Source organism: Spirosoma sp. KCTC 42546 (assembly GCF_006965485.1).
In the GTDB taxonomy this organism is placed as follows: Bacteria; Bacteroidota; Bacteroidia; order Cytophagales; family Spirosomataceae; genus Spirosoma.
In genome coordinates this window covers 2,922,763-2,934,846 of sequence record NZ_CP041360.1, presented here as the reverse complement: position 1 = coordinate 2,934,846, position 12,084 = coordinate 2,922,763, and the positions used below count along the sequence as shown (strand labels likewise).

The following is a 12,084-nucleotide window of genomic DNA, read 5'->3' as shown; positions in this document are numbered from 1 at the left end:
ATACGATGATGGTGGTGGTTTCTCAACACACTAAAAACTCCCGGATCGTAGTGATCTACTACAGATACCGGGAGTTTTTAGTTAATCTGTTATTCGCTTCAGACAGTTATCCAATTAGTTTGTTTTTGGATTTTTCGTTGCTGCACTGCCACTAACTGGTGGATTATATGCGATTTCATTATCGGGCACATCCCAATAATCCAGATAACCATAGTTGATGGTTGCCTTAGTACTTACAACACCCGTGCGGCTTAGGGCAACAGCATTGGTCCGTCCTGTCTCCAGTATGCCCCAGCGCCGTGCGTCGTAGAACGCTAACGCCCGGAACAACAAACCAATCCGTCGTTCCCGACGCAGTTCTTCTTTGGCGGCATCAAGTGTCAGGCCTGTTCCAGCCACAGCGGCCAGACCAGCTCCCTGTGCCTTACGAACTTCGTCGATAAGCGCAAGTCCATCCTCAATTTTGCTTGTGTAAATCAACGCTTCCGCTTTCATTAACTGATTTTCTTCGTATGTGCTAGCCAGGTACAATTCGGTACCACCTGCATTCGTATTTGAATACGTAATAACAGAGGCACTACCTTCTGAGCCAACTGCTCCCCGGTTAATCAGGTTAAAACGGGTAAAGAACGCATTACCCCGTGAGGTTTCTCCGATGTATGCTGAGCTGCGTTGTTGGAAATTATTAGACAAGCGGAGGTCGCCCGCTTTAAAATCCTGAATCAACCGTTCAGAAATTTTATAGGTGTTGTTAGCACCTGTTGTTTTTGCCGATACAGTGCCCGTCGTCGGCGCCAGGAAGTCGCCAGCCGCATTGGAACGACCCGTAAAGACAAAGTCAGTAGCTAGTACGCCATTATTAGTAAGCGTCAGAATGTCGGCCCATTGAGCCGCAGTCATTGCATTAAGCCGCGTATTGACCAGGATATTCCGGGCTTTCATCGTATTGATATTGCGCACCCACATGGCTGGTGTTAATATCCCTCCTTTGCCAACCCGGTTAAAGCTCGGAATTAAACCCGTCATTGTTGCCGTATAATCGGCACTGGCCGTTAAGCCACCCAGAATTTTAGCTGCTTCATCAAAGTTCTTGTTGGCTTCTGCAATCATGGCTTCTTTCGTTACATAATTGCCATTGGTGCCGTTCAGTGCTTCGCCGTTTGCCTTATTGTTAATGATGCCCGCATAATACATCGAGCCAATCCGCGAGTAGGCATAGCCTTTCCACCAGTAAGCCCAGGCTTTTAAAACGCCTTTTTTGGTATCGACTTCGCCCGAGAATGTAGTTGCATCAATGTTGGCTAACAGTGTATTAGCCGCATTGTTCATGTTGTACATGTATGCCCACTCATAATAGGTTGAGTTTTGGAAACCCGTCGAGTTAACATTCGCTGTGATTCGAAGAAAGTCGATCTGCTTGTTCGGCGAGTTTGGATTCAGCAGAATGCTACCATCGTCGAGCGTAACCTGATTGGGGGCGCCAATCTGATTAATAAAGACGTTGGCAATGTCTGTTCCGATCACATCCCCCATTAGTTCGTGGTTACCAATAGCTCCCGACCAAAAATAACCCGGAACGCCATCGTAGTATTTTACATCCTTGAATCCAGTAATGTAGAATCCTTCGCCAAACGAGATCAGACCTGTTTCGGTTTTCAACGCTGGAGAAGATGGCTGGTTTGGGTTCTGAACGTCCAATTGTTCTTTACAGGACGCCATAAATCCGGCGAACACCAGTGTTAAAGCATATATTTTTAACTTATTCATACGATCAGTTTTTTGAGATGGGGTTCCTTAAAATCCAAAGTTTAAAGAAGCCTGGTACGATTTAAAGTTCGGCATCGTGCTGTGATCCGTTCCACGGTCCCAAGCCGAGTTCGACGTTCCGGAACTGATTTCCGGATCGAAACCCGTATAGTTGGTAAGCGTCCAGAGGTTACGTCCCGAAAGAACCAATTGAAGTCGTTTAACAGCCGGTATCTTGAACGCTTTAGCCAGATCAACGCCAATAGAAATGTTTCTTAGACGCAGGAATGAAGCATCTTCGTAGAAATAATCTTTTGTACCGTTGGCTGTACGCTGGGCATAAACACCCCGATAGAAGGCCGTCCAGGCACCCGTTTGTCCATCAATAGTAAAGGGGTTCGCATATTCACTGTGAATACCATCCCGATACATCCACTCTTTGGTCTGGTTGTAGAGGTGACTACCATTGACCCAATCAAACTGAACACCAAAGGTGAGGAAGTTTTTGAACGTAACGTCGTTGATAAACGACATGTTAAACTTTGGGTTTGGATCGCCAAAACTGAATTTGTCGGCCGTAAAGTACGGCTGCTTGGTTGTTTTATTCACCACATATCCATTGCTGGCCAGGGTATACTGTTCCTGATCTCCCACAGGAATAAACGGAGTGCCATTCGGACCTAGCTCGTTAACGCTATGAATTGATTTATAGCCGTACAACTGACCGATTTTCTCACCTGCTTTCAGAACATAGTTTGTGCTTCCGGCATTGGATGTAACAACAATCGGCGCATCTCCGCGAACAGCGAGGATTTGAGAGCTCTGTTTACCAAAGTTGATCGTTGTATTCCATTTAAAATTGGAGCCCTGATAAACCGTCGAATTTAACGACATCTGAAGCCCATTCGAGCCTAAGGTAAAGGCGTTATCTGTCAACTTTCCAAGTCCGACAGAAGGGGCCACATCGACCTGGTAGATAGCATCTTTCGTTTTCCGATCCCAGTACGTAGCCGATAGCGCAATAGCATTTAACCAGCTGCTGCCTTTAAATAAGCTGAATACCATGTCGGTACCAATTTCTAATTCTTCTGATACCTCTACGCCCAGGGCTGGATTGCTCTGTTGGTTGGCATAGTAGAACGCTGTTGTGTTACCTACCGTTGTTGGTGTAATGGTCACGTAGCGGTCAAACGGTTGGGGCTGAATACCTGCCTGTCCATAAGCGGCCCGGAGCTTTAACTCAGGCAAAAAGCTATTTACAGGGCTATTTTCCCAGAATTTAAGAGCTGATAAACGCAGATAAGCATCGCCACGGGGGAAGGTAAAGGGCTTGGAACCCTGACCAAATGCTGACGAGTAATCACTTCGGAAGCCGCCCGAAAAACCGGCAAATTCACCGATTTCAAACCGTTGGTTAATCAGATAACCATACGTGATAAATGGCTCCGAATAATCGCGGTACACGCGCCACGAGGTTGTATTGGCCGCATTATATGGTGTGTACGCTGCGGGCAGACCAATAGCCGCGCTGGTATACTCTTTCACCTGACTATTACGCCAGTCAAACAAGGCCTGTGTAGACGATTTGATGGGAATGTTCAGGTGAAAATCCTCTTTAAAATCAAAGGTAGCCGTAGCGGTAGCCAGGAAGTTCTGGAACACTTTGCTGTTGGTATACTTCGTCAGATCACCAGTATTCGTGGTATTATAATTCGAAATATAATTCGTTGACCCCTGGGTTAACCAATATTTGTTATTGGCATTATTGGCCTGGTTCGCATATTCCAGGTCACGGTTTTGAGTCTGAAAATTAAGCCCGTATTTCAAATCAAGATCAACATACTTCGGAAACTTATAGTTAAGGTTCAAATTCTGAATGATGTCAATCTTATTATCATTATTGCGGGTATAAGCCTGGCGATAGGATGGGTTCGATGCGTTGATCCCAATCGTCTGGTTCATATTGAGCGGAATAGACCCATCTGTAGTGGTTAGGTCGAAATCAGCTAATGGATACGCATTCAATAAATTATACAGAATGGTTCGATCACTGGACTTCAATGTGCTTTTTGTGTAGGCCAATTGCGTGATCGAACGAAGGGTAAGCCCTCTCGCCAATTGTGCACCAATGTTAGCCGACAGGTTGCTCCGATCCCAGTAGCCGTTGTCCCGAATATTACTTTCCTGGTGGCTATTGGAAGCCGACAGACCAAAGTCAGCCTTCGCACTTCCGCCGGTGATAGCAACACTATTGTTTATAGTGTTGGCTGGCTTGAAGAAATAGTCAAAGTGATCGTGATATTGCAGGTTAGCGTTGTAGGGCTTGCTATTCGTAGCCGTTGGATCTGTCGAATTATACTGGACGTTCTCCGAATAAATCCCATTTATGGCATCATATACAATTGGCTTTCCTGACGAACCGATAATGTTATTGCTGGCATCGGTAGCAAACGCGTGGTATTGTGCTTTGCTCACACCGCCGTTGTTTAAATAGGTGTTTACGGCAACGCTCGACGAAAAGTCGATGTTCATCTGACCGTTTTTACCCTTTTTGGTAAACAGTTGGATAACCCCATTAGCGCCCTGAGCACCATAAATGGTAGCCGCAGCAGCACCCTGAACGACTTCAACGCGCTCGATCGAATTTAAATCAATGGTTTGAAGGCTGGTAGCGCCCATCTGAATCCCATCAATCAGAATCATTGGTTGTGTACCGCGGTTAATCGTATTAATACCACGTAGCAGGATATTTACATCTGCACCAGGTGTACCACTCCGGCTGGTGATTTGCGCACCCGGAATTTTACCGATCAGGGCCTGATCGACAGAGGCCGAAGGCGTTTGCGGTAAATCTTTTCCAGAAACCGATTCAACCGAAATAGCAATTTTGCGCTTGTCGGTTGCAACGCCGACCCCGGTTACCACTACTTCAGCAAGTTGCTTGGTGTCCGTTGTTAACTTAACATCCACAACCGAACTCGCGCCTAGGGCAACTTCCTTCGTAGCCATGCCAATGAAGGAGAATACTAAAGAACCTTTTGCAGGAGCAACTAGTGAGTAGCTACCCTCACCGTCAGTGACGGACCCAACTGTGGTCCCTTTAACAACTACCGATACACCCGGCAGAGCGCTGCCATCTTCAGCAGAAAATACTTTACCAGTAATTTTTCGGTCCTGCGCCCAGAGACTTACGCAGGTTGAGCACACCAACAGGAGGCTCAACAGTAAATTTTTCCTCATATACAAGTTATTGTTGATTAAGTTATACTACTCAACTAAAACGATTCTTCAAAAGTAGTTGGTGCAATGTTAAATTCAAAAGCTTCACATTGAAAATATTATATATTTCTTCAATTTATATTTTAGGGGGTTTGCAGAATATAATTCTTATGTAGCTATTAATACAGATTATTATTACGAAAATACCATATAATTTGAAATTATAAATCAATTATTAGCCTTGTATACAATTTAGTTAAAATTTGAATTATCTTATATTTCATAGTACTATTTATAAAAAATATCCAAATATATTGTCGACAAATAATCACTATACTACTTACTAAAAATAAGTATTTATACTCATGTAAATAACAGTTTTTATCTCAAACCAAAGAATTAATTGAATTTTAACAGGATTTTAATTTAAAAATTTTGCAATTAACTAAATCAACTAATATTGTACTTCACATAGGACTATATACATACATTATCACCTCCACATTGCTTGGATTGGCGAACGCTAGTCAATCCAAGCAATGACTCTACTTATCTAGGTATTATTATAAGTCAATTGACGGGTAAACTTTGACATTGGTTAACATACAGTTGCTCCTTTCTGTCCGAATGATTCAGAGGAAGGTTTAGACGAACAGGTTCTGGGGCCAATCAATCAGGCCTTATTAACGATTAATTAAGCCTATAAAACAAAAAGGGCTGTCTGGATCATGGTCCAGACAGCCCCTCACAAAACGAGTACAACTGATAATCCTGATTCTATGAGCATCCAGGTGCTCTCAGGCTTAGGTCTATTAAAGCCCCTCTACTTTCACATCAATCCGGCCATGGGCGTTCACAACCGCGAGTAGGGCAGTTGGCGTTAAATAGACCTGATCGGGTCTAATTTCATCAATCTGCCCATTAATAACAACACCTTTCACTAACTGATTATTTTTGAGTTGCTGTTGCAATAACTTCTGCATATCGGCAATCTGCGAGCCCACCGGAATTGTGAGCTGCTTTTCAAGCGTTCGGGCAAAGGTGCCTTTCAGTAGCCAACCCGCCGACCGTGCCAACACATTTTTCGTATCTAAGTCGAACTGAAGGTCTTTCAGGGAAATGGTCTGGTCATGGGCATCATAGTATGGGCGTCCACGCAGGTAAATATCGCCGTTGATCGTTCCTTTAAGGCCAGCCTTAATAATCAGGTTTTCATTCTGACCGTATAAGTCCATACTTGTGATAGTGATGGTATAGCGATTATCACTGAAGGAAAACGATTTACCTACGAATTCTTCGGCGGCAATTTTTGCTACTTCAGGATAGCTCGCTTCGCTCAGCAGGCCAATCTGAAAATCATCCTTCACCAATGAAACGACCGTCAAATCGGGCAACAACACCGCTGGGTGCACCTCCGGCCTGGCACCCGTAGTTGTGAGGGTGTATCCTTCAATCCCAATTGTCGCCCGGATCACCCGCCCTTCAAACCGCAAAGGCGTAATAAGGACTCGTTTCGGAACAATTTGCAGATAGGTTCGGTATTTTTCCGACAATAGATAAGGTTGGCGAAGCGTATTCCAGACCTTCAGAACGGGGGTACGGAGGTCCACATTCCGACGTACCTGCTGATCGATGGTTTTAGTAATGCTGCCCAGATTTTTGTCGATCATACGCCCTACGAAATTCGTTATCGGAATATTCACCCCAATCACGTTTACCGTTGGTCGACGCACCCACCCGTAGCCATCCGCCTGAGTTTGGGTATGAACCGACCAGTCTTTATCTAGATCGAACTTGGTTTTGAATCGTAGATCAATTTCGAACTCAGTTTCTTTATACTGTGTGAAACCTAAGACAGATACACCCGCTTTAGCCCAGATCTTTAGTGGAACGGTAAAATGAAACAGACTATCCTCCGCTGTAACGAGAATAGTACCCCGCTTCCAGACTTTCGCCATGAACTGATCACGGTTATTATCGTCCAGACTATTATCCTCGTAAATAAGGCCGTTGACCTGGGCGTTAATTTGCCGCTCAACATCACTTAGCGCAATGGAAACAGGAACGTGGACGGTCGATAAAAAGCGTTCATTTCGGACTTCCATTTCGGTAGTGTTGTAGGCTTCTTTAGGCGCTTTAGGATTCAGGTGATTACTCGATGGCTGGCTGCAACTTAGCAGGAAAAAGGTATAAAACAGAGTTGCACAGAGTAAAATCAGATGGCTAAGATGGCGCAAAGCTCCAGCCTTGTGTCTACTTAATCGTAACCTTCGTGGCACCATAGCCAAATTTCTGTTTCTGAGCGTCTTCAAAGAATTTAACATTCGGATGCTTTCCCAGTCGTTTGTGTAGTTCTGTTCGTAAGGAGCCGCTGCCAACCCCATGAATAAACGTAATGTCGCTCATGCCACTGGCGATTGCATTCTCCAGGGTTTTCTCAAACGTATCGAGTTGTAGTTTTAGCAAATCGGCCGGTGTACGGTTTCCAGCGCCTTTGGGTAGCAGTTCCTCGACGTGTAAGTCCACAATTGCCGTTGGCCGTTCAATTGAAACGTCCGCCAGTTCTGCATTCGGTTTGAACATTTCAGCCTTCAACTCCTCGGGACGAATGGTTATGGGCTTCGGTGGGTTGATAGGCGGGCTTGTTACTGCTTGAGGTTGCTCAACCGCTTCATCCAACTGCGTCAGAAAGCCGGGCTGATTCAGGACAGGAAGTGTTGTTTTATGCTTAAAAAACGTAGCGGCTCGTGCTTTGAACCGTTTGATCAACGGTTGCCGTAACGATGATTTTCCAGCTCTAAACCACAACCCTTGCACCACAAATGTTGGCCATTCCTCAAATTTGGCGTGTGCATACAGATCATTCATTTTCTGCTGCGATTTGGGCTTAAGTACTCCACTGTGTACTCCCCGAAACTGTACTCCTCCCCCAGCACCTGCCGACTCTTCGCCTAACACGTACGGAAACTCCCAATCGGTATTGTTGATCAGGTGTAAGGTATATTCACGATCGTTAACCGGTGCAAAAGCCAGATATATACCCTGGTTGGATACGATTGTCGGCGGGGCCGGAGCCACCGTTTTTTGTGGGGCATAAACGCTCGTTTTTAGCAAGCGTTCGGCTTCCATAGGCGATACAAGCACTAATTCTGAACGCATAACCGGAATACGGAAACCGTCTTCAATCTCTATTTCAATCATACCGCCCGGCAAAAACCGCGATACTACCCCCTGTTCTTTTGCCCGTAGCAGCCGGACTTTATCACCAATATTCATAATCGTCGTTCGTCAAGAGTCCATAGTCAATCTAGTTCGAATGACTATTTCTGTTCAAAAGTATAACGCATATACACAGAAATAGCTTCCATCAGGTTTAAATCATTTTGAGAGGGGTTTGCGTACTAACTATTCAATAGGATTCTATCCTGTTCTGGGTCGCCATTATCTTTCAAGGCAACACCCGTAATTTGTAAGCGAAACGCCGACTGGATGAGGTACATGAGTTTGTCCACGGCAAAAGCGGGCGACAGCCCCTGCTGGCGAATATTTGAAATACAGTTCCGCCGTTCATCCGTCAGGCCGGGTTGGGGACCATAGGTAATGTATGCACCCATGCTGTCAAAGGAGCTAAGGCCAGGCCGTTCACCAATCAACATGATAGCCAAGCGAGGGTTTAGAATTCCGCCAATTGCATCTGTAATGGCCACACGACCTTGGTCTACGAGTAGGATTGGAGCCAACGCATAACCTGCTTGCTGTGCTTTTTCAACCAATAAACGCACGACAGGCACCGCATTTTCCATAATGGCTGTCGCTGAAAGACCATCAGCGATGATAATACTAATATCGGCAGAAGGGCTGTTAAGTTGTTGCAGTTGTTCGGCAGAATCGGCGCTTAATAGACGACCCAGATCGGGGCGTTGTAGATAGATATCCCGGTTCTCCGCCTGACTATGAACCGTATAAATAGGAAGACCCGCACTGGATAAATCAGCCTGTAAAGCGGCCATATCTAAACTGGAGTAAACGGCATCTTTGGCATGCGCATGAGCCATTTTAAACTGTAGCGATTCCTTTAGCGGGATAGAAACCCCCGTTTTGCCAAGCGCAATCCGAGCAGTTGTATATGCTTTCAGGAATTCCCAGTCATCGGCTTCAATACCTGTTTTTTTCAGTTCGTTCATGCTAATTAGCGGGGAGCTGGGAGCATGGTGCTGGAAGCATGGTGCCGGGAGTTTAACCTAATCCCTTGCACCTCGCTCCCAGCTTAGCTCACTAAGGCCGTATAAAATTGTTTTTGTGCTCCACTCGATAGTCTGTTTCCCAACGAGTCCATAATGCCCTGCCGGAGTAGCCAGTTTTCAAACTCGGGAGCTGGTCGCAGGCCAAGTATCCGCCGGATATAAAGTGCATCGTGAAAAGACGTCGACTGGTAATTCAGCATAATGTCATCGGCACCGGGAATTCCCATGATAAAGTTGATCCCGGCTACACCTAAAAGCGTCAGCAGTGTATCCATGTCGTCCTGGTCAGCCTGGGCATGATTGGTGTAGCAAATATCCATACCCATTGGCAAGCCCATCAGTTTGCCGCAGAAATGATCTTCAAGCCCGGCCCGTATAATCTGCTTTCCATCAAACAGGTATTCAGGACCAATGAAGCCCACAACTGAATTGACCAGAAACGGGTTGTACTGCCGCGCAACGGCATACGCCCGCACTTCGCAGGTTTGCTGATCGACGTTATGATGCGCTCCAGAGGATAACGCACTGCCTTGTCCTGTTTCAAAGTACATAATGTTGTTGCCAATTGTACCCCGTTTTAAAGATAAACCCGCTTCATAGGCTTCCTGCAACAGCGAAAGACTAACGCCAAAACTGGCATTTGCTTTCTCCGTACCAGCAATAGATTGAAAAACAAGATCGACAGGTACCTGCTGTTCAATAAGTTGAAGCGTGGTGGTAATATGACTTAATACACAACTCTGGGTGGGTATGGAAAATCGCTCCCGTATTTCATCAATCATATACAGCAAGCGCGATGTAGCCGCCGGGCTATCCGTTGCCGGATTAATGCCAATCATGGCGTCACCACTCCCGTAGAGCAGTCCATCAATAATACTGGCCGCTATGCCTTTTGCATCATCCGTTGGGTGATTGGGCTGCAATCGAACCGACAGGTGGCCCTGTAATCCCTGCGTATTTCTGAATCGAGTAACTGTTTCGCATTTCTTTGCCACTACAATCAGGTCCTGATTTCGCATCAGTTTTGAGACGGCCGACACCATTTCTGGCGTTAGACCCGAAGAAACCTGCTGAAGCATACCTGTATCGGCCTCATCGCTTAGTAGCCAATCGCGTAGGTCACCCACTGTAAAGTGGCTGATTGGTGCAAACGCAACGTTGTCGTGGGTATCAATAATTAGTCGTGTAACATCATCCGTTTCATACGGAATCACCGTTTCAGTCAGAAAAGTGACCAGCGGCACATCGGCCAGAGCCATTTGAGCGGCTACCCGTTCTTCATAGCTCTCGGCGGCTAAGCCCGCCAGTACATCGCCAGAACGCAGTGGACTCGCCCTGGCCAGAAGTTCTTTCAGGTCTGCGAATCGATAGGTAAAGCTGCCAACAGTGCATTGATAGGCCATTTTTGGTATTAGCTAAATTTTACCCCACCCCAACCCTTCCCCTTGAAATAAGGGGAGGGGCTAAGCTAATTACTCAACATGACTTTGACTTACGATCATCTCTCCCTCCCACTCTTGCTTGATTTTCTGATATCGGCCTGACATGTAAAATATGGCCATGATCAGGACTAGCCCCCCAAAAAATAGCAGACTCAACCAGCTATAAAAATAAATCATAGCCCCTAAGGTCACAACCGCCAATAGTAAGGCAATAGCCGGGAAGATCGGATAAAAAGGTGCCTTAAACGAACGCGGCATAGCGGGCTGCGTTTGCCGGAGCCGGAACAACGACAGCATACTTACTATATAAACGATAACTGCCCCAATGGTTGACAGAACAACTAACTTACTGGTATCAAGCGAAATGAGGGCAATGATCCCGAAGATAGCCCCAACTACTAATGCCCAGACGGGCACTTTCCGGGTTCTGCTCACCCTGGCCAATCCATGAGGTAGGTAACCGCTTCGGGCCAGCGCGAAAATCTGCCGGGAATAACTGATAATGATACCATGAAACGAAGCGATCAATCCAAATAAACCAACACTGGCGAAGAATTTTGTAAGTGGATTTTGGCGACCTAACACAATAGCAATAGCTTCCGGCATGGGGTAATCAAGGTGGTCCAGATTTTCCCAGTGCGTAATACCTCCCACACTAATCATAACGGTTAAAGCCAAAAACGCAAGGGTCAACACTGCCGATATGTAGCCTTTAGCAATGGCGTTTTTTCCATCTTTCACTTCCTCGGCTACCATGGCCATACCTTCGAGGCAAACAAATAACCAAATAGCGAACGGTAATGCCGCAAAAACACCTGGCCAGCCAAACGGCATTGGATTGTGCAGAAACGTATCGAGACTGGAATACGGGTACACGACGCCAATAAAAAGCAATAACTCGCCAATGGCGATGATTGTCATGATCAGCGAAAACCAGGCCGCTTCTTTAATGCCCAGCAGATTGATGAAGGTAAATACCACGAAGGAGGCAACCGAGCACCAGACTACCGGAACGGCAGGGTACAAAAAGTGAACATAACTCCCGAGTGCTAAGGCAATAGCCGGTGTAGCAAACAGAAACTCAATCAGGGTTGCATAACCAGCCACCAACGCCCCTATTGGGCCAAAGGCTTTCAGGGCATAGGCAAATGGGCCTCCTGCATTCGGAATGGCCGTTGTAAGTTCGGTAAAACTAAAAATGAATGTAAAATAAAGCAGCGTGATCGCCAGGGTAGCAATTAGCAGACCCACTGTTCCGGCCACGCCCCAGCCATAATTCCACCCAAAGTACTCACCCGAGATAACCAGTCCAACACCAATAGCCCACAAGTGAATGGGACTCAACGCCTTTTTTAATGCCTGAGATTCGTCGGTCATATGGGGAATATATATTATGTAAATGGATAATGGATAATGAATAATTACGAGCACGC

At 46.0% G+C, this 12,084-nt stretch carries 7 protein-coding genes; all 7 read right to left on the bottom strand.

The features are described 5' to 3' along the window. Positions 1-114: 114 nt before the first annotated feature. The 7 genes from EXU85_RS11765 to eat all read right to left on the bottom strand — a co-directional run bounded on the left by EXU85_RS11765 (position 115) and on the right by eat (position 12,028). Positions 115-1,767 (bottom strand): RagB/SusD family nutrient uptake outer membrane protein, encoded by a 1,653-nt coding sequence (locus tag EXU85_RS11765; RefSeq protein WP_142772267.1) that lies wholly within the window; start codon positions 1,765-1,767, stop codon positions 115-117. A 27-nt stretch (positions 1,768-1,794) separates the two neighbouring features. Then, positions 1,795-4,986 (bottom strand): SusC/RagA family TonB-linked outer membrane protein, encoded by a 3,192-nt coding sequence (locus tag EXU85_RS11760; RefSeq protein ID WP_142772266.1) that lies wholly within the window; start codon positions 4,984-4,986, stop codon positions 1,795-1,797. A 791-nt stretch (positions 4,987-5,777) separates the two neighbouring features. Continuing rightward, positions 5,778-7,202 carry a DUF4403 family protein gene (locus tag EXU85_RS11755; protein WP_246859526.1) on the bottom strand — a complete coding sequence of 475 codons (1,425 nt, stop codon included), beginning with the start codon at positions 7,200-7,202 and terminating at the stop codon, positions 5,778-5,780. Positions 7,203-7,218: 16 nt separating this feature from the next. Then, positions 7,219-8,241, bottom strand: coding sequence for a Smr/MutS family protein (locus tag EXU85_RS11750; protein ID WP_142772264.1), 1,023 nt, complete (start codon positions 8,239-8,241; stop codon positions 7,219-7,221). Positions 8,242-8,366: 125 nt separating this feature from the next. After that, positions 8,367-9,149: an ethanolamine ammonia-lyase subunit EutC gene (gene eutC / locus EXU85_RS11745; RefSeq protein WP_142772263.1), complete on the bottom strand. Its 783-nt coding sequence runs from the start codon at positions 9,147-9,149 to the stop codon at positions 8,367-8,369. An 83-nt stretch (positions 9,150-9,232) separates the two neighbouring features. Then, positions 9,233-10,612 (bottom strand): ethanolamine ammonia-lyase subunit EutB, encoded by a 1,380-nt coding sequence (locus EXU85_RS11740; RefSeq protein WP_142772262.1) that lies wholly within the window; start codon positions 10,610-10,612, stop codon positions 9,233-9,235. A gap of 69 nt (positions 10,613-10,681) precedes the next feature. Continuing rightward, positions 10,682-12,028: an ethanolamine permease gene (gene eat, locus EXU85_RS11735; protein WP_142772261.1), complete on the bottom strand. Its 1,347-nt coding sequence runs from the start codon at positions 12,026-12,028 to the stop codon at positions 10,682-10,684. Positions 12,029-12,084: the final 56 nt, after the last annotated feature.

What these genes read in the sequence shown, in the direction of transcription:
- EXU85_RS11765 (WP_142772267.1), bottom strand. Translation starts at nt 1,767, where the DNA reads ATGAATAAGTTAAAAATATATGCTTTAACACTGGTGTTCGCCGGATTT.
- EXU85_RS11740 (WP_142772262.1), bottom strand. Translation starts at nt 10,612, where the DNA reads ATGGCCTATCAATGCACTGTTGGCAGCTTTACCTATCGATTCGCAGAC.
- eat (WP_142772261.1), bottom strand. Translation starts at nt 12,028, where the DNA reads ATGACCGACGAATCTCAGGCATTAAAAAAGGCGTTGAGTCCCATTCAC.
- eutC (WP_142772263.1), bottom strand. Translation starts at nt 9,149, where the DNA reads ATGAACGAACTGAAAAAAACAGGTATTGAAGCCGATGACTGGGAATTC.
- EXU85_RS11750 (WP_142772264.1), bottom strand. Translation starts at nt 8,241, where the DNA reads ATGAATATTGGTGATAAAGTCCGGCTGCTACGGGCAAAAGAACAGGGG.
- EXU85_RS11760 (WP_142772266.1), bottom strand. Translation starts at nt 4,986, where the DNA reads ATGAGGAAAAATTTACTGTTGAGCCTCCTGTTGGTGTGCTCAACCTGC.